This is a genomic window from Pseudomonas sp. EB271-G4-1 (assembly GCF_058791355.1).
In genome coordinates this window covers 70,561-90,258 of record NZ_JBYTEO010000020.1, presented here as the reverse complement: position 1 = coordinate 90,258, position 19,698 = coordinate 70,561, and the positions used below count along the sequence as shown (strand labels likewise).

At 60.1% G+C, this 19,698-nt stretch carries 21 protein-coding genes and 1 tRNA gene; 11 read left to right on the top strand and 11 right to left on the bottom strand.

The window, feature by feature from the left end:
- The first annotated feature begins 12 nt into the window (after window positions 1–12).
- The 4 genes from AC3WWR_RS12375 (at window position 13) to AC3WWR_RS12360 (ending at window position 4,660) form a co-directional block, all read left to right on the top strand.
- On the top strand, window positions 13–1,386 hold the full coding sequence (locus AC3WWR_RS12375; protein ID WP_454866130.1) for an acetyl-CoA carboxylase biotin carboxylase subunit: 1,374 nt from the start codon (window positions 13–15) through the stop codon (window positions 1,384–1,386).
- Entirely contained in the window at window positions 1,383–2,255 is an 873-nt protein-coding gene (locus AC3WWR_RS12370) for a 5-oxoprolinase subunit B family protein (RefSeq protein ID WP_454866129.1), read from the top strand. Before AC3WWR_RS12375 ends, AC3WWR_RS12370 begins: the two co-directional genes overlap by 4 nt.
- Complete coding sequence (locus tag AC3WWR_RS12365) at window positions 2,252–3,226, top strand: 5-oxoprolinase subunit C family protein (protein WP_033043893.1); 975 nt, start codon at window positions 2,252–2,254, stop codon at window positions 3,224–3,226. Before AC3WWR_RS12370 ends, AC3WWR_RS12365 begins: the two co-directional genes overlap by 4 nt.
- Window positions 3,227–3,337: 111 nt before the next feature.
- Window positions 3,338–4,660: a purine-cytosine permease family protein gene (locus AC3WWR_RS12360; protein WP_033043891.1), complete on the top strand. Its 1,323-nt coding sequence runs from the start codon at window positions 3,338–3,340 to the stop codon at window positions 4,658–4,660.
- 66 nt (window positions 4,661–4,726) lie between these two features.
- Here the strand turns inward: AC3WWR_RS12360 and AC3WWR_RS12355 are convergent, their stop codons facing one another.
- The gene (locus AC3WWR_RS12355; protein ID WP_033043890.1) at window positions 4,727–5,152 is read right to left on the bottom strand and encodes a hypothetical protein; all 426 of its coding nucleotides are present in this window, start codon (window positions 5,150–5,152) and stop codon (window positions 4,727–4,729) included.
- A 158-nt stretch (window positions 5,153–5,310) separates the two neighbouring features.
- Between AC3WWR_RS12355 and AC3WWR_RS12350 the strand changes: the two genes are divergently transcribed.
- Window positions 5,311–5,961: a TetR/AcrR family transcriptional regulator gene (locus AC3WWR_RS12350; protein ID WP_454866128.1), complete on the top strand. Its 651-nt coding sequence runs from the start codon at window positions 5,311–5,313 to the stop codon at window positions 5,959–5,961.
- A 266-nt stretch (window positions 5,962–6,227) separates the two neighbouring features.
- Here AC3WWR_RS12350 and AC3WWR_RS12345 read toward each other — a convergent pair whose 3' ends face one another.
- From AC3WWR_RS12345 to AC3WWR_RS12335, 3 genes are all read right to left on the bottom strand, one after another.
- The gene (locus tag AC3WWR_RS12345) at window positions 6,228–7,112 is read right to left on the bottom strand and encodes a DUF2950 domain-containing protein (RefSeq protein WP_083349347.1); all 885 of its coding nucleotides are present in this window, start codon (window positions 7,110–7,112) and stop codon (window positions 6,228–6,230) included.
- Between the two features lie 38 nt (window positions 7,113–7,150).
- On the bottom strand, window positions 7,151–8,677 hold the full coding sequence (locus AC3WWR_RS12340) for a DUF3300 domain-containing protein (protein ID WP_492598727.1): 1,527 nt from the start codon (window positions 8,675–8,677) through the stop codon (window positions 7,151–7,153).
- 247 nt (window positions 8,678–8,924) lie between these two features.
- Window positions 8,925–9,326 (bottom strand): hypothetical protein, encoded by a 402-nt coding sequence (locus tag AC3WWR_RS12335; RefSeq protein WP_083349355.1) that lies wholly within the window; start codon window positions 9,324–9,326, stop codon window positions 8,925–8,927.
- 264 nt (window positions 9,327–9,590) lie between these two features.
- On the opposite strand from AC3WWR_RS12335, the gene AC3WWR_RS12330 reads away from it, so the two are divergent.
- On the top strand, window positions 9,591–10,073 hold the full coding sequence (locus AC3WWR_RS12330) for a cupin domain-containing protein (protein WP_492598726.1): 483 nt from the start codon (window positions 9,591–9,593) through the stop codon (window positions 10,071–10,073).
- A gap of 138 nt (window positions 10,074–10,211) precedes the next feature.
- On the opposite strand, the gene AC3WWR_RS12325 is transcribed toward AC3WWR_RS12330, so the two are convergent.
- From AC3WWR_RS12325 to AC3WWR_RS12315, 3 genes are all read right to left on the bottom strand, one after another.
- Window positions 10,212–10,532: an isochorismate lyase gene (locus AC3WWR_RS12325; protein WP_454866125.1), complete on the bottom strand. Its 321-nt coding sequence runs from the start codon at window positions 10,530–10,532 to the stop codon at window positions 10,212–10,214.
- Between the two features lie 255 nt (window positions 10,533–10,787).
- Entirely contained in the window at window positions 10,788–11,216 is a 429-nt protein-coding gene (locus AC3WWR_RS12320; protein WP_110754947.1) for a GFA family protein, read from the bottom strand.
- Between the two features lie 55 nt (window positions 11,217–11,271).
- Entirely contained in the window at window positions 11,272–12,213 is a 942-nt protein-coding gene (locus AC3WWR_RS12315) for a carbon-nitrogen hydrolase family protein (protein WP_492598725.1), read from the bottom strand.
- Window positions 12,214–12,318: 105 nt separating this feature from the next.
- Between AC3WWR_RS12315 and AC3WWR_RS12310 the strand changes: the two genes are divergently transcribed.
- On the top strand, window positions 12,319–13,002 hold the full coding sequence (locus AC3WWR_RS12310) for a winged helix-turn-helix transcriptional regulator (RefSeq protein WP_020800716.1): 684 nt from the start codon (window positions 12,319–12,321) through the stop codon (window positions 13,000–13,002).
- 21 nt (window positions 13,003–13,023) lie between these two features.
- Here the strand turns inward: AC3WWR_RS12310 and gltS are convergent, their stop codons facing one another.
- Window positions 13,024–14,238 carry a sodium/glutamate symporter gene (gene gltS, locus AC3WWR_RS12305; protein ID WP_033042937.1) on the bottom strand — a complete coding sequence of 405 codons (1,215 nt, stop codon included), beginning with the start codon at window positions 14,236–14,238 and terminating at the stop codon, window positions 13,024–13,026.
- Between the two features lie 207 nt (window positions 14,239–14,445).
- Between gltS and AC3WWR_RS12300 the strand changes: the two genes are divergently transcribed.
- On the top strand, window positions 14,446–14,904 hold the full coding sequence (locus AC3WWR_RS12300) for a metallophosphoesterase family protein (RefSeq protein ID WP_020800713.1): 459 nt from the start codon (window positions 14,446–14,448) through the stop codon (window positions 14,902–14,904).
- A gap of 95 nt (window positions 14,905–14,999) precedes the next feature.
- Here AC3WWR_RS12300 and AC3WWR_RS12295 read toward each other — a convergent pair whose 3' ends face one another.
- Together AC3WWR_RS12295 and tspO are read right to left on the bottom strand one after the other, a co-directional pair.
- Window positions 15,000–15,542 (bottom strand): YdeI/OmpD-associated family protein, encoded by a 543-nt coding sequence (locus AC3WWR_RS12295; protein WP_432668318.1) that lies wholly within the window; start codon window positions 15,540–15,542, stop codon window positions 15,000–15,002.
- Window positions 15,543–15,589: 47 nt separating this feature from the next.
- On the bottom strand, window positions 15,590–16,030 hold the full coding sequence (tspO, locus tag AC3WWR_RS12290; protein ID WP_432668317.1) for a tryptophan-rich sensory protein TspO: 441 nt from the start codon (window positions 16,028–16,030) through the stop codon (window positions 15,590–15,592).
- A 166-nt stretch (window positions 16,031–16,196) separates the two neighbouring features.
- Between tspO and AC3WWR_RS12285 the strand changes: the two genes are divergently transcribed.
- Window positions 16,197–16,412 carry a hypothetical protein gene (locus AC3WWR_RS12285; protein WP_033041483.1) on the top strand — a complete coding sequence of 72 codons (216 nt, stop codon included), beginning with the start codon at window positions 16,197–16,199 and terminating at the stop codon, window positions 16,410–16,412.
- A gap of 187 nt (window positions 16,413–16,599) precedes the next feature.
- Window positions 16,600–16,675 (top strand) — tRNA-Phe (locus tag AC3WWR_RS12280).
- 88 nt (window positions 16,676–16,763) lie between these two features.
- Here the strand turns inward: AC3WWR_RS12280 and AC3WWR_RS12275 are convergent.
- Complete coding sequence (locus tag AC3WWR_RS12275) at window positions 16,764–17,036, bottom strand: hypothetical protein (protein ID WP_083349343.1); 273 nt, start codon at window positions 17,034–17,036, stop codon at window positions 16,764–16,766.
- Between the two features lie 442 nt (window positions 17,037–17,478).
- Here AC3WWR_RS12275 and AC3WWR_RS12270 point away from each other — a divergent pair, with 442 nt between their 5' ends.
- Window positions 17,479–18,840 (top strand): MATE family efflux transporter, encoded by a 1,362-nt coding sequence (locus AC3WWR_RS12270; protein WP_033044603.1) that lies wholly within the window; start codon window positions 17,479–17,481, stop codon window positions 18,838–18,840.
- Window positions 18,841–19,698: the final 858 nt, after the last annotated feature.

Below are 19,698 nucleotides of genomic sequence, written 5' to 3'. Positions count from 1 at the left end.
TAGGGGGCGATCATGACTCAAGGTATTCGTAAATTACTCATCGCCAACCGTGGCGAAATCGCTGTGCGGATTATCCGCGCCGCCAAAGCGCTGGGGATTCCCACCGTTGCCGCCTGCAGCGAAGCGGACGTCGACTCCCAGGCAGCGCGCATGGCCGACGAGGTCCATATCCTTGGCCCCGCCCGCGCTGACAAGAGTTACCTGAACGTCGAGGCATTGCTCGGCGCCCTGAAAGCCACCGGTGCGAATGCGGTACACCCGGGTTACGGTTTTCTCTCGGAGAACGCCGATTTTGCGCAAGCGGTTGTCGCCGCCGGCGCGATCTTCGTCGGGCCCGGCGCCGAGACGATCCGGCGCATGGGCGACAAGGCCGAAGCCCGGCGCACCGCGCAAGCGGCTGGCGTGCCGGTGGTGCCCGGTTCCCCCGGTGAGCTGTTCGACGTCGAGTCGGCGCTCAAGGCTGCCGAATCCGTAGGCTTCCCGTTGCTGATCAAGGCTTCGGCCGGTGGTGGCGGACGTGGTATTCGCCTGGCGGAAAACGCCCAGCAACTGAGCGAAGAGTTTCCCCGTTCCCAGCGCGAAGCCCAGGCCGCATTCGGTAACGGTGCGGTGTATCTGGAACGGTTTATCGGCAAGGCCCGGCACATCGAAGTTCAGGTGTTGGGCGATGGCCAGCACGCAGTGCACCTGTTCGAGCGCGAGTGCTCGCTGCAACGTCGGCGGCAGAAGATCTTCGAAGAGGCACCGTCGCCGGTCCTCAACCCACAACAGCGCGAGACGCTTTGCGCCAGTGCCGTGCGCCTGACCGAGGCCCTTGGCTACAAGGGCGCCGGCACCCTGGAGTATTTGTACGACGACGCCACCGGCGAGTTTTTCTTTATCGAGATGAATACGCGGATCCAGGTGGAACACCCGGTCAGCGAACTCATTACCGGTATCGATCTGGTCCAGGCCATGTTGCGCATTGCCGGTGGCGAGCCGCTGGGCTTCAAGCAAAGCGACATCCAGCTCAATGGCGCCGCCTTGCAAATGCGCCTGAATGCCGAAGACCCGGCGCGGGATTTCTTCCCCAGCCCAGGCCTGGTCGAATCACTGACCTGGCCGCAAGGGGAGGGTGTGCGGGTCGACAGCCATCTCTACCAAGGCTACCGCGTGCCGCCGTACTATGATTCGCTGTTGGCCAAGCTGATTGTGCATGGCCGCGACCGCAACGAAGCGTTGGCCCGTGCGCGAGTCGCCGTCGCGCAGACCACGCTCACCGGCATGGCCAGCACCTTGTCGCTGCACGGTGAGCTCCTGGAACAACCGTGGCTGCACAGCGCCGACTTCCACACTGGCACCCTGGAAACCTGGCTGGCCGAGCGCCGCAGCGGAGGTGAAGCATGAGTACCGCAATCCGCTACAGCTTTGGCGCCGACGAGCATTTGTTCGCCGAAGTCAGCGACAGCATGTCCCTTGAAGCGTTTTTCAAGGGCATGGCCGTGACCCGCGCCGTGGAGCGACTGGCGCTGGATGGCGTGCTCGATGTGTGCCTGGCCAATGCCTCGTTCCAGATCCGTTTCGACCCCGACCGTATCGCGCCTCACACCTTGCTCGAAGCGGTAAAAGGCGCAGAAGCCGAGGCCGTGGCCGAGCGCACGTTGCAGACCCGGATCATCGAGATTCCGGTGCTCTATAACGATCCCTGGACCCATGAAACCTTGATGCGTTTTCGTGACCGCCACCAGGACCCGAGTGCGACAGACCTGGAATACGCTGCGCGGATCAATGGCCTGGCGGACGTCGAGGCGTTCATCGCCGCGCACAGTGGCGCGCCATGGTTTGTCTCGATGGTCGGTTTCGTCGCGGGGTTGCCGTTCATGTTCCAGATGGTCGAGCGCGAGCGTCAGTTGCAGGTGCCCAAGTACCTGCGGCCGCGCACCGATACACCCAAATTGACCCTGGGTCATGGCGGATGCTTCGGCTGCATCTACTCCGTGCGCGGCGCCGGTGGTTATCAGATGTTCGGCGTCACGCCGGCACCGATCTACGACCCGCAGCAGAACCTGGCATACCTAAAGGAACACATGGTGTTCTTCCGCCCGGGCGACATCGTGCAATTCAAGCCGATGGACCGGGAGGCCTATGACGTTGCCGTGGCCGAAGTGGAAGCCGGACGTTTCGATCTGCGGATTCGTCCGGTGGAGTTTTCCCGGGATGCTTTCCTGGCTGACCCCGTCGGCTATCCCAAGTCGCTGCAGGAGGTGCTGGCATGATCAAGGTACTCAAACCCGGTCTGGCGACCTCGGTACAGGACCTGGGCCGCGAAGGCTACTACCACCTCGGCATTCCGCCTTCCGGGGCGCTCGACCAATACGCGTTGAGCGCAGCCAACCAGTTGGTCGGCAATCCGCCGGGTGCGGCGGCGCTTGAATGCACGTTGCTCGGTCCGGAACTGGAATTTGCGCAAGACGCGTTGGTGGCCGTGTGCGGTGCGCACATGACGCCAAAGGTCGATGGTGTGGACATGCATCTCGACACCGCCTTCACGGTCAAGGCCGGGCAAGTGCTGCGCTTCGATTTTCCCAAGGCCGGCGCACGGGCTTATCTGGCAGTGGCTGGCGGTATCGATGTGCCGGTGGTCCTCGGCAGTCGTTCCACCTACGCGCTGGGCGCCCTCGGTGGCTTCCAGGGCCGTCGCCTGATTGCCGGAGATGAATTGCCGATGGGTGTTGCCAGCGGCAAGGGCCGCGCCGGGGCCAGTCTGCCCATGGCGTTGCGTCAATCCCTGGGTGGCGAAATCACCCTGCGCGTGGTGCCGGGGCTGTACTACGACCGGTTGACCCCAGCGGCGGCGGACAGCTTTTTCGCCGAGGCCTGGACCGTCGGCTCGGAAGCGGACCGTATCGGCTATCGCTTCAAGGGCGGCAGCCCGCTGAGCTTTCAGCCGCGCGAGCAACCCTTCGGCGCCGGCTCCGATCCGTCGAACATCGTCGACAGTTGCTACCCGATCGGCTCGATACAGGTCCCCGCGGGACTCGAACCCATCGTGTTGCACCGTGATGCGGTGTCCGGTGGTGGCTACGCGATGATCGGTACGGTGATCAGCGCCGACCTCGACCTGATCGGCCAGATGCAACCCAATCAGAAAGCCCGTTTCGTGGCGGTGACCCTCGAAGAAGCGCTGGAAGCGCGACGTTCCTATAAGAAAAAACTCAGCTGCCTGAGCAAGCTGTTCCCTTCCTGACGCTGCCCGCCGCACTGCGCGGGTAAAGCCAAACGGCAAGCCAACGCCGCACTACGGTGCGGTGGCGGCTGCCCGCGCTTCAACCTTTGACTGGTTCTGGAGTTCACGCATATGGCTGCTTTATCGCAATCGAGTCAAACCGGGCAGGACCCGGCCAATCACCCCGTTCCACCTCAAGCCCGCATGGGCCGACTGTCCCTGACCATGGCCTGGTGGGCGGTGTGCAGTGCGATGTTCTACATCGTGGTGGGCGCTTCCCTGGCGCTGTCTTATGGCGCGCGCAATGCGCTGATCGGCATGGTCCTGTCGGTGATCAGTTACGGATTGGTCAACAGTGTGCTCAGTCGCTTCGCGATTCGCAGCGGCTTGTCGGTGGCACTGTTTTCGCGGCTGTTGTTCGGCAGCACCGGAGCATGCCTGGCCACCCTGATCTTCTTTTCCACGGCGATCTATTACGCGGTGTTCGAAGGTTCGGTGATCGCCGTGGCGCTCAATCACCTGTACCCGGAACTGGTCTATCCACTGGCCGCGTTGCTGGTGGTGCTGTACAGCGTGCCGATGATATTGGGCAGCGTGCAGCATTGGCTGGACAAGCTCAATGGCGTGCTGCTGCCGGTCTACCTGGGCGGATTGCTGGTGGCGGTGGGGCTGTCGATCAGCCGGTATGGCTACCAACCGCAATGGCTGGATTTCGGCCCGGCAACCCCCAGCGCCTTCGGCTGGTGGGACTGCTTTGTCGCCTACATGGGGGTTTGGGTGCTGATGCTGTTCACCTTCGACTACGCCCGGTTTGGCAAGGAAGAAGACGCCGGGTATCACGGTCGCTGGAACTTCGGCATGCCGTTCTACGCGGTGACGTTTTTGCTCAACGGCGCAGCGGGCATCTATCTGGTCAGCAGCATTCCCCATGAAGGCGCGTTGAACGAAGTGTCGGTGGTCATGGCGATCCTACAGTTGATGGGCTTGTGGGGGTTGTTGTTTGTCTGGGCCACGCAAACCCGGATCAATACCGCCAATTACTACCTGGCGACGCTCAACATGCAGGCATTCTTTGCCCGTTTCGGAGTGCGTGGTGCGTACTGGGCGTGGGCCCTGGCGGTGGGGGTGATCGTGTACGGCTTGATGCTCGCCGATGTGTTTGCCTATTTGCTCAAGGCGTTGGCCTACCAGGGCATTTTTGTGGTGGCCTGGGTCGGCGTGGCGTTGGCGCAGATTCTTTATGGGCGCAGTGACGTGGCGGCGCTGGAACGCGTGGCTGCATTCAACCCGGTGGGCCTGACGGCGTGGTTTGGCGCCACGGCAGCGGGCCTTGCCCTGATGTATGGCGGTGGTGGCCTGGGCAGCTTTTCAGCACCCTCGACCGTGATCCTGGCGTTCGCGTTGCAGGCTGGCTTGTCACGTCGAAGCCGGTTGCGCCTGCAGGTGGCGCAGTAGAGAAGTAGTCGTATATCTCGCTACGGGTGCCTTGTCCTTACGGCACCCGCGGCAGCAGCTACCGGGTCACGACAGGCGTGATTCGCCTGTCGTACGGCTCAAGTACCCGGCAACAACGCCGATGCGCGAGAATACCAGCCAGGCAAACAGCAGCACACTCACGCCAATCAGGATCGATGCGACGCCAATCAGTGGCTCGATCGACGCGAAGCCCTTCAGCCGCAGGGTCAGCGCGCCGAGCATCACCGGCACGCCCAGGTTGTACGTCCAGAACTGCACTGCAGCCGCGCGACCTTCGGTCATGCTCGGGTGCAATGCGCCGATGACGCCGAACAGTGCCATCGATACCCATCCCAACAGATTGATGTGGGCATGTACGGCGAAGAGCGAGTGGTCGCCAGAGGCACCCATCGTCACCCCCAGCATCACGCCAATGGCAAAGTAGAGGGCAGCAAGTCGAAACCAGGTCCGCGAACGGGGAGTGTGATTCATGGCATTCACCTCAAGCGCCCTGAGGCGCGCTCAGTTGCTGGAAAATCCCTGAAATCGTGATGCCCGCAGATGCCGTGCACAGGGGCGGTGGCAGATCCGCTGCCTTACGTCTATTATGAGACTCATGTCTCATTACAAGACAAGGTATCATTTATTCCATGTCGAATCCCAAGTCAAGCCCGTCGATCGGTGAGGGTGATGCGCAAGGTCGCGTCAACCAGAAATTGCGCACCCGCCAGGCGCTGATCGAGGCCGCCATCGCCTTGCGCGATGAAGGTCATCAGCCCACGGTGGCGCAAGCGGCTGAGCGCGCCAGGGTGTCGCGCGCCACGGCCTATCGCTACTTTCCCACGGTCGAGGCGTTGATCAGCGAGACAGCGGCCGATCGTGACATGCCGCCGCTGGAACGCATCTGGCAGCCGGGGGACGATCCGGTCAAGGGTATGGGCCTGGCGGCGAACACGTTGAACAAACTGCTGATCGACGACGAGATCGGCCTGCACGTGATGGAGCGCTCGTTCATGACCGTATGGCTCGAAAGCGAGTCCCACGAGCCCCTGCGACCGGGCCGCCGCCTGAGCTACATCGAGCCGATTGTCGACTCGATGAAAGACGTACTGTCACCCAAGGCGCGCAAGCGCCTGAAGCAGGCGCTGTCGATCGTCATGGGCACAGAGGCATTGATTGCCGTGCGCGATATCGGTGGCGCGAGTATCGAAGAATCACTCGCTACTACCGCCTGGGCAGCGCGGGCGCTGGTTCGCCAGGCGCTGGATGAGGATGAAAAAAACCGTCGAAAGCGAGGCTGATCTGCGCGATGGTAAGTGCGCGTACACCTGATCGTTCCCACGCTCTGCGTGGGAATGCCGCCAGGGACGCTCTGCGTTCCGCTAGCAACGCAGGGCTGGAGTCCGCGCTAAGCGAAACGGCCGGCTAGCCTGATTCTGGATCTGTTTGCGTACACCTGATCGTTCCCACGCTCTGCGTGGGAATGCCGCCAGGGACGCTCCGCGTTCCGATAGCAACGCAAGGCTGGGGTTCGCGCAGTGGTGACGCAGAGCGTCACGGGTTCGAGTCAGTCCGCCTTCTCTTCATCGGCCGGCACTTCAGTCCAGCTGTCATCCGGATCAAAGCGCTTCATCGCCTGCGCCAGCTTTTCGCTACCAGGCCCCAGGTCTTTTTCGAAGACCTGTCCCTCATGGCTGATCATGAAGCTCATCACCCCGGTTTCACCGTATTTCGCCGGCCAGGCGATCAGTGCAAAGCCCCGGCTCATCTTGTCCCCGATGAGGTAGCTATAGGCCCCGCCCGGTGCGGAAGGCCCCTGGCCCAGCAGGATGCGGAAGCGGTAGCCATGCCAGGGTTGGCCGGCTATGGTTTTGCCGAACTCGGGCCCCAACGGGCTGATCTGTCCGCTATCGTCGTCCGCCCAATAGAGTCCGTCATGCTTGCCGGCGGTACTGAAGATTTTCTGCGCGTATTCGAGGGCGCCGTCACCGTCGCGATCCACCGAGGCGTAGTCCATCTGGGCATCGTGATAGGCCAGCGCCGATTGCACCGCGGCCAGCTCGTTGCGGCCAATTTGCCGGGTACGAAGCTCCGCACTGCCGGCCTTGATGTCGAAACGCCAACCCTTCGCGCCTTTTACGATGGGGATAGGCAGTGTCCAGTGCTCACTGCCCACCGACAGAATCGCCTTGTTGTCGCCGGTTTTTTCAATCTGGTGTTGCTCGTGGTATAGCTTCAAAAACGCCTCCACGTCTTCGCGCTCGGCACCGTCGCGAGGGATGAAACTGCGCCAGTCTTCACCCAGCAACTCGGCCAGGCGTTTCTGATCGGCATTTTTCGTACCCAATGCTTCGACGAATGCTTCAGCGGCCTTTTCCGGCGTTGCAAATTCCTGCTGCGCCGTCGCCATGCACGACCAGGCCATGGCGACTGTGAGCGCCAGGGCATGCATAAGCACACTCTTGCGTGCCTTTACTCGAGGATGGTTATTCAACGGCGGCCCCCCCTTGAACGCGCTGCGCCGGATGGCCGACTGATCTGATGACCGGCTGCCCTCGAGGCGTTGGGGCGCTGGAAGGAAGCCTGGCTGGCCCGGCCACGATTGGCTTGCAGGTTGGCCTGGGACGGCGAACGCGCACCGGCGAAGGCATTGTTGCGGGCACTGCCTCTATTGACGGCCGGCGAGGCCTGGCGGTTTTGCGCCGCCTGGCGCGTCTGTGCACGTTGATTCGTCTGGTTGGCCTGATTCCTCGGTTGCTGAACTCTCGATTGCTGATTCTCCCGAGTATTTCTGGCGGTATTTTGGCTCCGGTCAGCAGCCCTCGGCCTATCGGCCGCTTTCGGCCTGTCTGCTTCGGCTTGCATCCGATTGCCGGCCGAGGCCCTGGACTGGGCTTCGCGCGCCCGATCACGGGCCTCAAGGTTGCTGGTGGCAGGTCGTTCGATACCGTGCCGGTCCATCGAGCTACGGGCATTTTCACGCGCCTGGGCGCGCTGGGCATTGTCCCCTCGATAGGCCTGGCGCTGACTGGCACCTCCCAGTTGCCGGCCGTACTGTTCGCGGCTCCTGTTGTCCCGATAGGGCACGCCATTGCGATGCGCGGCGTTATGCTGCCACTTGTTCTGATTGTTGGTGATGCGGTTGTTGGCATTGATGTTGTTGTAGCGATTGACGTCGATGTCGACGTCGTTATTACCCCAGTCACATTCACCCCACAGCGCACCGACGATGGCCACACCGGTGCCAAACGCCAGCCCGGCCATCAGCGCCTGACCGGGGTAATAGGCGGGCGGCGGCGGATAGTAGGCAGGTGGCGATGCGGGATAGGCCCAGGTGCCGTAGGTGGTTGTCGGGTTGTAGGTGGGGACGTACACCACCTGCGGATCGGCCGGCTGAATGATGATGGTGGAGCTGCTGCTGGCGGGGGCCTGGGCCGGAGCCTGCGTTGTGGTCGTGGCGGTCGATGCGGGGGGCGGTGGCGCAGCGTTCTGGATCGTTACGTTCTGATATTGGTTGCTCTGCAGGTTACCGGCTGCCTGGGCCTGGCGACGCAAGCGTTGTACGCCATTCATGAGGTCGTCGGGCTGCGCCAGGAAGGCGTCACCCAGGCGTTGGACCCAGACCGGATCCTGCCCCAGTGTTGCCAAGACCTGCGGGAAGGCAACCAGCGCCTGCACACTCGGGTCCCAGGGCTGGTTCGCCACTTGCTTGACCGCGTCATCGCCCTTGGCGTCTGGGTGAGCCTTCGACCAGGTGACGGCCTCGGCGACTTCCCCGGGATAGGTGGACGCCATCAGCACCTGTGCCAGCAGCGGGTCCGGGTAGAGCGCGATGGGGGCGAGCATTTGATCCAGCTGTTCCTGGGTAAACACCGGGTCTTTGGCGGGTATCGTGGTCGCTGCCGTATTGGCAGGGCTGGCTGTCGGGGTGGGGACTGTATCCGCCGCCTGCGCCACGAGGGGCGGGCTGCTCAGAAAAAACATCGCTGACAACACGTAAAAAAATGGAGTACGCATCACAGCTCCCTGTGGTCAGGCAGATTTGAAATGAGTGGATCAATGCCAGGTGAATGCGAGCCGATTGTGCAAATCCCGGACCTCAACTTCGACGCCGTCCATTGATAGTAGCAAACATAAAAATTCTGCCCGAAATACCTTCGGTTCCCGGACCAATAGCAGTCGATGGATGCCGCTCAGTGCAGTGAACACGAAAAAGCCCGGCTGATCAGGCCGGGCTTTTTGCGGGTGCGGTGCAGCGATGGGGTCAGGCGACAGTGTTGCCTTGCAGGCGGTCGGAGCCATCGGCGGCGACGGTGTTGCCCTGCAGGCGGTCCGAGCCATCAGCGGCGACGGTGTTGCCTTGCAGGCGGTCGGAACCATCAGCAGCGACGGTGTTGCCTTGCAGGCGGTCGGAACCATCGGCGGCGACAGTGTTGCCTTGCAGGCGGTCAGAACCATCGGCAGCGACGGTGTTGCCTTGCAGGCGATCCGAACCATCGGCTGCGACGCGATTCTCGATCAAGCGATCCGAACCACCCTCGGCCACTCGGCTTTCAATCAGACGATCCGAGCCACCTTCAGCCACGACAGGCTGAACAGAGGTAGCGGCAAAAGCGTTAACTGCGAAAACCGAGAAAGCGATGCTGAGGAGGGTCTGGCGTTTCATGATCGTGTGCTCCGGGGTGTTGTTGGTTGGTATGGAGCTGATGTTACGCCGCGGATTTTTTTAGAGAACTTCATTGAAGTGATGGTGAACATCGATGCGATTGATAGGGGCCGCTCGCGACCCCTTGTTAGCGTGATGATGCGGCACCGGGCATTGATTACATTGCGTATCAACTGTAATGCCCAATCACATCGTTATCATCAACGCCAATCGCCCATAGAGTCAGCCTGACGATTTGTTTATGGCGTAGTCAAGGTGACTCTCATGGTTCAACGCATTATGAAAACAACTGCCCTGGCAGCACTTCTTGTTGCAAGCGCAATCATGCCGTCCACTCAGGCACAACCCTTGCCACTCGATAAAACCGCTTCCTTGCATAGTGAAGACGTGGAATGGCGCAGCTTCCCCGCCTTCCCCAAAGAGGTAAAACTGGCTGTTATCGCCGGCGACCCGAGCAAGCCAGCACCCTACGTGGTACGAGTCAAAGTGCCCAATGGCATTCGATTAATGCCCCATGTTCATCCTGAAGATCGTATCTACACCGTCATGTCCGGTGTTTTCTATATTGGCTTCGGAACGGTTTTCGATCCGGACAAACTGGTTGCCTACGGGCCGGGCAGCGTCGTGATACTCCCGGCCAATACGCCGCACTTCCATTGGGCAAAATCAGGTGAGTACATCTCGCAGGTCTACGGGACGGGTCCGTTGGGGCTTGAGTATGTGGACAGCCATGACGATCCTCGCTAATCCTGTAGAAGCCGGCTTGCTGGCGATCGCGGACGTGCAGTCGACACTAATGTCGCCTGATGAACTGCGATCGCCAGCAAGCCGGCTCCTACAGCGCATATCCAGGTTGCAAGGGGTTGGACATGCAAAGCACCGGGGTCAGGTCTGGGGCAATTGCGCCGACCAGTGCTTCATCTCCTCGGCAATAAAATGTTTAACCAGATCGCTATACATTTTTTCGATTGCGTCCGGGCTCAGGCCCTCGGCCTCGGCCCATTCACGACGTGTTGCCAGCATGGTATTGAACCGCTCCTGAGCACGCACCGAGGCCGCAGAGGTCTTGAATTTCGAAGCCGCAAGCACGTACTGGAATCGCCTGCCTAACAACTTGATAACGGCCTGGTCGAGGGCATCGATCTCACGTCTGATGTCCTCCATTCCTTTGCATTGCGCGGGTTGCAACTGGGTGAAAACTTCCATGTAGGTAACTCCGTTATTTTTCAGTCCATCGTCGAAGCGCCGCCGAAGCATGCTTCGCATTAAATCTCACATTAGCACTCGTTGCATGATTCCAATTTCATTGGGTTCGAGGCAATTGCATGGCACCGGCTTACTTGATTGCCTTCAACTTTGTGCCCATTGTTGTCCCGAGCGGCGTACCGACGAAAGACCGTACGCCGTGGGGTGCCAAGTTTACAGCGGTATCGTTAACGACCGTCGCGAGCATGCTCGCTCCTACATGCTAATGCCGGATCCTCCCAATTCTTTCGGCACATCCTTGAACTTCGGCAATCCATCTTCAATACGCAACACCGACTCCTGATAATGCACATGAACCCCTGGCGTGTACTCAAGATCCGGGATGAGCGCAGCATACACATCGATGAGTCCCATCCCCGGGTGCTCGGTGAAGAGATGTCCGCCGCACGTCTTGCACCACTTGCGGTAACTCTGTGGTGTCTTGTTGTAGGTGCCGATGTTGTCGGCGCCCCGAGTCACTTGCACCGCCTCCGGTTTCCACAGGGTGAAGGCATTGACCGGCCCCGCCGACCAGTGCCGGCACGACTCGCAATGGCAATAGCCCATCGCGGCCGGCTCACCGCTGACGGTGAACTCGACCGCACCGCAAAAACAACTGCCTTTGTAAGACTGTTCAATGTTCATGGCATGACTCCTTGATCAATGGTCAGGCGATAGCTCGCACAAACGTTACCTGTCTTCACCCGTCGATGTAGCGCACCGCTGTCGCCGGCGTGCGTCGCACCTGCAGGTCGAAAATGTCCGGGCGTGCATAGTGCCCGGTGACGTCGAGCGCCCGCCGTGCAGGGGCCACGAGTGAGACGTCGATGTCCGCATACAGAATGCCCACCTCTCGGTGCAATGGGCCGGCCACGATCCGGCCTTGGGGATTGACCACCACCGAGTCGCCGTCGTTGATCCATTCGTCTGGATCGGCAAACAGTTGCGCACGGGACGGGAAGTCGTCAGGGACGTCGCTGCCGCGCAGCGCGGTGCCACTGCCAAGCACCCAGCAGCGGCCTTCGAGGGCAATGTGACGCATCGTACTGATCCAGCCCTCGCCAGTGTCGTAAGTGGGCGCGACATAGATTTCCACCCCTTGGGCATACAGCGCGTAGCGCGCCAGCGGCATGTAGTTTTCCCAGCAGATGAGCGCCCCCACGCGGCCGACCGGTGTATCCACCGCGCGCAACCCGGACGCATCACCAAAGCCATGCACCATGCGCTCGGGATTGGTGGGCATCAGTTTGCGGTGTCGGTTGAGCACGGCGCCGTTCACGCCGATAACGACTACGCTGTTATAGAGCGTGCCCCCTCCATTGCGCCGGTCGCATTCATTGATGCCGCACACGATCGTCACCGCGTGAACCCTGGCGGCCTCGCACAATTGGCACAGGTCACCGTTCACAATATCAACGGCATTGGCCAGCAACCGCGTATGCAACTGGCCGATGACAGCGCCGTCCTTTCCCGCCGCCAGCCGCCAGATCCACGACGGGTAACCTGGAATGAACGATTCGGGCAGAACAATCAGCGAAGCTCCCGCCGTCGCGGCCTCAGAGACCGATTGCACGGCCCGGGCGATCGTCGCGCTGCGATCGAGCAGCACGGGCGGGCGCTGAATAATGGCGATCTTGGTCATGATGTTCTCCTGGGGCGGTTGGCTGTCGGAGACTTGAGCGTGCGCGTGGCGAAGTCGCGGGGCTAGTTCAATATCTGAAGCGTTGCAGCGATGGGAGTGCAGGCAATGAACGAAAGCTATGGTCAGTTCTGCACGGTCGCGCGCGGTGCCGAGGCACTGTGCGAGCGCTGGACACCCTTGGTCGTGCGCGAACTGTTGTGCGGCAGCAAACGCTTCAATGAACTGCACCGCGGCGTCCCCCGGATGTCCACCGGCTTGCTGGCACAGCGGCTGCGCCATCTGGAAGAAATCGGCGTGGTGCATCGCACCGCGGTTGGCAAAGTCTGGGAGTACAGCCTGACCGAGGCGGGCGAGGAATTGCGCCCCATCATCATGGCGCTGGGGCATTGGGGCGCGCGCTGGATCGGCAGTCGCCTGCGCGATGATCAACTCGACGCGGGCCTGCTCATGTGGGACGTGCGCCGGTTCGTGCGTCTCGAGACGTTTCCGTCCCGACCGGTGGTCATCCAGTTCAAATTTCGCGACGCGCGGTCCGGCGAGCAAGCGTGGTGGCTGGTGGTCGAGGAGGGTGTGGCAGACCTGTGCCGCGACGACCCCGGGCGTGAATTGACGCTCGTTGTGGATTCAAGCGTGCGTGCCTTGACTGAGGTATGGGCGGGCGACCGCACACCGCGGGAGGTGCTTGAGTCGCGAGAGCTGCGTGTGGATGGCGCAGCGCAGGATGCGCAAAACCTGTGGCGCTGGTTGGGTACGAGCGCGTTTGCCGGGACCCGGAGCGCGGCGCGTTAGCCGTTCAAGCAAAACGAGCGGCTACAGCCCACTGAACATCCCGATAATCACGGCGTTGACCAGGTCAATGAAGAATCCGCACACCAGCGGCACGATCAGAAAGGCCTGGTGAGCCGCACCGTACTTCTGGGTCACGGTCGTCATATTGACGATGGCTGTCGCGGTGGAACCCAGCGCAATACCACCGAAGCCTGAAGCGATCACGCTGGCTTCGTAATTGCGGCCCATGAAGCGAAAGACCAGAAAATACGTATAGAGCACGGTCAACAGGATCTGCAGGGTCAATGCGCAAGCGATAAACAACAGCGCGCCGCTGAGCTGCCACAACTGCAAGCCCATCAGCGCCATGGTCAGGAACATACCCAGGCAGACATCGGAAATCAGCGACAGACCCTGGCTGGCGCCGCTCCAGGATTTCAGGCGCTGCTCGCCGATCAGCCCCCGCACGAGGTGGTGAATGACGATACCGGCGAACAGACAACTGACGAACTTGGGCAGGGTGATCCCGCTATCGACCAGCAGCAGGTTGAGCCCATAACCGAGCATCAAGGTCAAATTGAGCCACATCCACGCCCAGAGCACGTCGTAGTAGTCCAATGGCTTGCTTTGCTGTTGTTCGAGGATGCCGACTTCCAGCGCCGCATCCCCGGATGGCGTCAGTTGATGGCGACGGATCAGGCGGTTGGCGATAGGGCCGCCGATCACACAAGCGGCAATCAGGCCGACAGTGTTGCTGGCGATCCCCAATTCGTGCGCGTTCTGGATGCCCAGCCTTTCGACGAACAGCGGTGCCCAGGCCAGGGTCGTGCCGACCCCTCCGGTGAGGGAAATCGAGCCCACCATCAGGCCAGCCTTGGGATCAAGCCCGAAAACCTCGGCCATGCCCATGCCCAGCGCGTTCTGCAGGAAAATGAACACCGCGGCGAGCACCAGCAGGATCAGCAGCGGTCGCCCACCCTTGATCAGCTGGCGCATGTCCGACCTCAAGCCGATACCGGCAAAGAAATAGAGCAGCATGGTGTCGCGTACTTGCAGATCGAACTCGACCTGGATGTTGAGACCGAAGTACAACAGACTCGTGACCGCCGCACACACAAAGCCGCCGACCACCGATTCTGGAATACAGTATTGACGCAGCAAGGTGCTGTGCTGGACCAGTGTCTTGCCCAGGAAGAGCAGCAGGATGGCCAGGGTGAAACTCACCAGGCCATGAACAGCAAAGAGTTGGGCGGTCATCTATAGCCTATTGAAAAACCTCAAAAAAATATTATCCAGTGTCGATCGCACGGTTTTGCGACCTGGATCAATGAAAGTACAGATCGCCGATGAATCCGGGTGTGGTCAAGGCCCGGATTCGCCGAAGTGAGTCAAGCACCTGATCCCGGAACACGCAATCGCCGGAACAGGGGAGCGTATATCCTCGAGACTGACCTGGAGCCTTGCATGAAAGTTGGCGTGATCTCCGATACCCATGGCCAGCTCCGCAACGAAGCACTCGCGGCGTTGCAGGGCTGTGAACGAATCATTCATGCCGGCGACATCGGAAAGCCGGAAGTACTCGAACAACTGGCGTTGATTGCGCCACTGCATGTCGTGCGCGGGAACAATGACCTGGCAGCTGCGTGGGCGGAACATCTCGCCGACCACCTGAGTTTCGAACTTGAGGGATGGCAGACGTTGCTGGTGCATGACATTGCCGATGCCCCGGCAGTGCTGGCGCCAGGCACGAGGCTGGTGATTACCGGGCATTCCCACAAGCCGTGCATTGAGTGGCGCGGTGAACGGCTGTACCTCAATCCAGGCAGTGCAGGGCCGCGACGGTTCAAGTTGCCGGTGACATTGGCGTTGCTTGACGTGCAAGAAGGGGCGATTGAGCCGCGTCTGGTTTCGTTGCTGGAGTGAACGTTTGCTTAGGGGCGGGTGTTGCATGTCTTTGAGAAAGGGGGCAACAAGCAAGGCTGAAGTGAGGGGGTAGAGGGGGCAATGGAATGCCCCATCTAAAAATCTTCTGCCTCGGGCGCCCGAAAGGCCTTGCTGTAGAAACCGGACTGGTCGAAACAGCAGACCTGCTTCTTGCCGGATGCAAGCATATCGCAGGCATCACCTATTCGTTTTGCGCGCGTCTTGAGTTGCTTGGCTGAAGTCATCCAGTGTATCCAGTCTACCCGTGCGAGGGTCGTCGTATTCTTCCAGACTTCATGAGCCTGAGGAGTGGCTGCCAGTGCCTCCTGAAAATCTGCGGGGATCTCAGGTTCGGGTTCCTTTTTCACGGGGGTTAGCTCGAGGGTGACGACATCCCCAACGGCCGCGCCTGCGGCTGCGAGTAGCTCGCGACTGACCTGCAACCAATGGCTCAACTGACCATCCGGCTCCAGGGTTGCCTGGAAAAGGTGCCCATTGATCGCGCCTTCGACTGTCGTCCTTCCTCGCCTCGGAAGTTGTTCACTCACTTCTCTTGGCAGCACTACGAACGCCCACGACGTATCATTACCAAGCTTTGTCGGACGAAGAAGCTTTGCTTCGAATCGGGATTTCATCATCACGCCCTCCTCACCGTGGAGTCTAAATTCGCACCTGAAGGCTTATATCAGCGGTTATTGCGCAAGATGAAGAAGTTCAACGCGCCGGCCAGGCAAAGCCACACTAGATATGGAAACAGGATCAAACCGGTGATCACATCAAGCCGCAAGGCCAGAACCACCATTACAGCGACCACAAGCCAAAGCAGCGCGAGGATCACCATGCTGGCGAGAATACGTTGAGCGCCGAAAAACACCGGCGTCCACAGCGTATTCAGTGCAATCTGCGCGGCCCACAAAGCCAGCACTACCTGACTATCAGGTATCTGGGTCAACCGATACCCAGCCCAGGCGAGCAACAGGTAAATAGTCGTCCAGGCGACTGGAAACAGCCAGTTGGGCGGCGTGAAACCGGGTTTGGCGAGAGATTCGTACCACTGGCCCGGTTGGAAAAAAATGCCTGTGCTGGCCGCAGCCCCGCAGGCCAGGAGAAAAATGTAAAAAGTCATCACTATTCCTTTGTGGAGTTCCGTGTCTTGAGTTGCGAAGGCATGTCCGCAGCATTAAGTAGAAGACGCTTTGTGAAGAGAATAGTTTGGGTTTGCGGATGGCATTTTTCTGCTGACCGAAAGTGAGCCAATAATCACGATTTTTCAGCATTACCGAGGTGTGTTTATGAACAACGTCAAAAAGGTGGTCATCGAGGACTGGGAGGGTGATGGCTGCATTCGTATCCCAGATGAGACATTGCAGGAGATGGGAGTCGACGTCGGAGACACCCTCTACCTGATCGAAGAGTATGTGGGTACGACTCGCTGTGTCGTGCTCAGTAAGACCCCACGAGTCGCGGATCGCACGGATGAGCTGGTCAGGTATTGGAGTGAAAACTAGAGTGCCTGGACTATCTGGTCCTCACAATGTCCTTCGCTTATGAGCAAACGAGTAAGGCGGTTTTGCAAAAAAATCTGAAAAACTGACGACCAACTGGTGACTTCTAATCGTAACTATAGGTATTTAATAAGTTTTTTTGAGTTCGTGCTTGACGCCCCAGCAGTAAAAAACGTTTAATTGCGCCGCGGCCCAGATAGCTCAGTCGGTAGAGCAGGGGATTGAAAATCCCCGTGTCGGCGGTTCGATTCCGTCTCTGGGCACCACCTTTCGCTTTCAGGTGGCTCCAACACCACCCGAAACACCTCAAGAAACCCGCCTTGTGCGGGTTTTTTGTTATCTGCGTTTTTTCATTTACTCCGCCGCCTGCGCCCGCAAGCGACGCCCAATCACATCCATCAAGTCACAGCCATCACGCAACGGAATCGCCAGCAGCTTGGAAAAGTCCGACAATACCACCGTATCGCAACCAATCTCTGCGCGAAAGGCGATGTTCTCCAGTACCTGCGTCACCGTGCGAATGCGGTAATCCGCCATGGCTTGCAGAACGTCGAGTGTGGCTTGAGTGTCGATGAGTAGAGAGGCCGGGATCAGGTCGATTCCGGTGAGGGGCATGTATCTTTCCATAGGTGAAAACTCCGATCAGTGCAAAGGTGGACTGTCCCTCATTCGTCGCCAAACAAATGGGTGACAGCTGTACGCAGGTTGGCGAACCGGGATCGGAATCCGGCAGACCCGAAGGTCTCCCGCGCACAGCTGCCATAAAGACAGCTTTGCGAACGTGCAAAAGCACCTGCAAGAAAGCACAGAGCTTTTGCATCCGATCAGTCAGGTCGCCAAACCTGAGTCGCCATTTGGGCGACGGGGCGGACTATAAGCTTCATCGGATCGATGGGCAAGGTGAGGCATTCCGAGCTTTATGTAGGACCTGCGACGATGAAACTTCAGACCTTTCCCATCACTTTGCTGGAAATCCAAACACAGACCTGAGATGGTCATCGCCCGTTGGTTTCCGCCACCGAAGCTATCCTCAATCAACACGCCAGCCGTCGAGATGGACCTCCACCCAATGCAAACCCCAGCCCAACCGCAACGCGCCCTCTGGAAAACCTACCTGCTGTTCCTCGCCCCCATGGTTCTGTCCAATTTCCTGCAATCCATGTCTGGCACCGTCAACAGCATCTACATCGGCCAGATGCTCGGCACCCAGGCGCTGGCAGCCGTGTCCGGCATGTTCCCCATCGTGTTCTTTTTCATCGCCCTGGTCATCGGCCTCGGTGCGGGGGCGGGTGTGTTGATCGGGCAAGCGTGGGGGGCACGGGAGACGCATTTGGTGAAGGCGATTGCCGGGTCGACGTTGTTGTTGGGGTTGTTGATCGGGTTGGTGGCAGCCGTGGTGGGTAGTGTGTTCGCACGGTCTTCCTTGGTGGGGTTGGGGACACCGGGGGATGTGCTGGACGATGCGGTGGCGTATGCCCATGTGATGTTGTGGTTCATGCCGACGCTGTTGGTGTTTGTGTTGTTCACGCAGTTGTTGCGCGGGGTGAGTGATACGTTGTCGCCGTTGTTGGCGCTGGTGGTGTCGACCTGTATCGGCCTGGCACTGACGCCAGCGTTGATTCGTGGGTGGTTGGGCTTGCCGCCGATGGGGATTCAGAGTGCGGCGTTTGCCGGCTTGGCGGGCAACCTGGCGGCGATGGGGTGGCTGGCATGGCGTTTGATTCGCAAGGGCCATCCGTTGGCGCCCGACCGGGAGTTTTTCGCGGCCATGAAGCTGGACATGGCGATCCTCGGCAAGGTGTTGCGCATCGGTTTGCCCACCGGGTTGCAGATGGTGGTGTTGTCGTTGTCGGAGCTGGTGATCCTGGCGCTGGTGAACCAGCACGGTTCCCAGGCGACGGCGGCGTACGGCGCGGTGACGCAGATCGTCAATTACGTGCAGTTCCCGGCGCTGTCGATTGCGATCACAGCGTCGATCCTCGGCGCGCAGGCGATCGGGGCAGGGCGCATCGAGCGGATCGGACCGATCCTGCGCACGGGGTTGATGATCAACGTGTGCCTGACCGGTGGGTTGGTGGTGTTGGGCTATTTGCTGTCGCACTGGTTGCTGGGCTCGTTCCTCACCGAGGACGCGACGCGCAGCATGGCCGAGCACTTGTTGCACATCATGCTCTGGAGCCTGTTGGTGTTCGGCTTCCAGGCGATCATCGGCGGCATCATGCGTGCCAGCGGCACGGTGATGGTGCCGGTGGCGATTTCGATTGTGTGCGTGGTGGGTGTGCAGTTGCCGGTGGCGTATCTGCTGGATGCGCGGTTTGGGTTGCAAGGGGTGTGGATGGCGTTTCCGGTGGCGTATCTGGGGATGCTGGCGTTGCAGACTCTGTACTACAAGCTGGTGTGGCAGCATCAGAAGATTGAGCGGCTGGTGTAGGGAGGCGCCAAGATCGCAGCCTTCGGCAGCTCCTTCATCAGCCTCTGCCAACGTTGATCCATGCCGCGTCGGAGCCTGTGGGAGATTGTTGTCTGAGTACATATCCATTGCTGCGGTAACGGCCACCTATGGTTCCGCTTTTACAGCGGGTAACTTTGAAAAGCGGAACGCCGCCCGGCGCAAAGTAACCAAACGCTCTTGCCCCACCACTCGGTGCCTCGCTTAGGCTCGGCATGCCGTATCGAAGGCATTGCTCCGTGGGTCGCCGCGATGGGCTGTCCCTGGCCCAGCGCGGCTAAACCGGCGTCCTGCCGGTTTACCCACTGCGCAATGCCTGCGTTCGGCCATCGTGGTTTAACGGGGCGCCCACGATCAAAAGCAAAAGCGAGGCGGCCTGACAGACGACCTGACTTTTACGGATACCCCTGGATCCCCTGTAGGAGCGAGCATGCTCCGGGCGGCGTTCCGACGATGGTCGTTAACGATGACGCGGGGCACCAGGTAGCCCCCGGTGCTCTCGGGTTTTTCGCGAGCATGCTCGCTCCTACAGGAGGTATGCGTATGGCTTCCAATCAGGCCGGCCGGTCGGCCGCCTCGCTTTTGATTGCGATCTGGCTTTTGATTTTCTTGCCCCCTCGAGGGTACCCCGAGCCTCAGCGAGGGGCCGAACGCCAGGGGCAAGAGCCCTTGGTTACTTGGGGCCGGGCGGCGTTCCGTTTTTCCAAGTGACTCGCTGTAAAAGCGAAACCGTAAGTGGCCGTTACCGCAGGAATGGATATGTACACCTGAAGGAGAAAAGTCGGCTGTGAGGCCGCCTTCGCCGGCAAGCCTGGCTCCTACAGTGGATCGGTGCAGCCG

Excerpts from the sequence above, each read along its gene's own strand:
- AC3WWR_RS12350 (WP_454866128.1), top strand. The coding sequence starts at position 5,311 with ATGTCGAATCCCAAGTCAAGCCCGTCGATCGGTGAGGGTGATGCGCAA.
- AC3WWR_RS12320 (WP_110754947.1), bottom strand. The coding sequence starts at position 11,216 with ATGAACATTGAACAGTCTTACAAAGGCAGTTGTTTTTGCGGTGCGGTC.
- AC3WWR_RS12375 (WP_454866130.1), top strand. The coding sequence starts at position 13 with ATGACTCAAGGTATTCGTAAATTACTCATCGCCAACCGTGGCGAAATC.
- AC3WWR_RS12270 (WP_033044603.1), top strand. The coding sequence starts at position 17,479 with ATGCAAACCCCAGCCCAACCGCAACGCGCCCTCTGGAAAACCTACCTG.
- AC3WWR_RS12365 (WP_033043893.1), top strand. The coding sequence starts at position 2,252 with ATGATCAAGGTACTCAAACCCGGTCTGGCGACCTCGGTACAGGACCTG.
- AC3WWR_RS12335 (WP_083349355.1), bottom strand. The coding sequence starts at position 9,326 with ATGAAACGCCAGACCCTCCTCAGCATCGCTTTCTCGGTTTTCGCAGTT.
- AC3WWR_RS12295 (WP_432668318.1), bottom strand. The coding sequence starts at position 15,542 with ATGATGAAATCCCGATTCGAAGCAAAGCTTCTTCGTCCGACAAAGCTT.
- AC3WWR_RS12340 (WP_492598727.1), bottom strand. The coding sequence starts at position 8,677 with ATGCGTACTCCATTTTTTTACGTGTTGTCAGCGATGTTTTTTCTGAGC.
- AC3WWR_RS12300 (WP_020800713.1), top strand. The coding sequence starts at position 14,446 with ATGAAAGTTGGCGTGATCTCCGATACCCATGGCCAGCTCCGCAACGAA.
- AC3WWR_RS12370 (WP_454866129.1), top strand. The coding sequence starts at position 1,383 with ATGAGTACCGCAATCCGCTACAGCTTTGGCGCCGACGAGCATTTGTTC.
- AC3WWR_RS12325 (WP_454866125.1), bottom strand. The coding sequence starts at position 10,532 with ATGGAAGTTTTCACCCAGTTGCAACCCGCGCAATGCAAAGGAATGGAG.
- AC3WWR_RS12285 (WP_033041483.1), top strand. The coding sequence starts at position 16,197 with ATGAACAACGTCAAAAAGGTGGTCATCGAGGACTGGGAGGGTGATGGC.
- gltS (WP_033042937.1), bottom strand. The coding sequence starts at position 14,238 with ATGACCGCCCAACTCTTTGCTGTTCATGGCCTGGTGAGTTTCACCCTG.
- tspO (WP_432668317.1), bottom strand. The coding sequence starts at position 16,030 with ATGACTTTTTACATTTTTCTCCTGGCCTGCGGGGCTGCGGCCAGCACA.
- AC3WWR_RS12275 (WP_083349343.1), bottom strand. The coding sequence starts at position 17,036 with ATGGAAAGATACATGCCCCTCACCGGAATCGACCTGATCCCGGCCTCT.
- AC3WWR_RS12330 (WP_492598726.1), top strand. The coding sequence starts at position 9,591 with ATGGTTCAACGCATTATGAAAACAACTGCCCTGGCAGCACTTCTTGTT.
- AC3WWR_RS12315 (WP_492598725.1), bottom strand. The coding sequence starts at position 12,213 with ATGACCAAGATCGCCATTATTCAGCGCCCGCCCGTGCTGCTCGATCGC.
- AC3WWR_RS12355 (WP_033043890.1), bottom strand. The coding sequence starts at position 5,152 with ATGAATCACACTCCCCGTTCGCGGACCTGGTTTCGACTTGCTGCCCTC.
- AC3WWR_RS12360 (WP_033043891.1), top strand. The coding sequence starts at position 3,338 with ATGGCTGCTTTATCGCAATCGAGTCAAACCGGGCAGGACCCGGCCAAT.
- AC3WWR_RS12345 (WP_083349347.1), bottom strand. The coding sequence starts at position 7,112 with ATGCATGCCCTGGCGCTCACAGTCGCCATGGCCTGGTCGTGCATGGCG.
- AC3WWR_RS12310 (WP_020800716.1), top strand. The coding sequence starts at position 12,319 with ATGAACGAAAGCTATGGTCAGTTCTGCACGGTCGCGCGCGGTGCCGAG.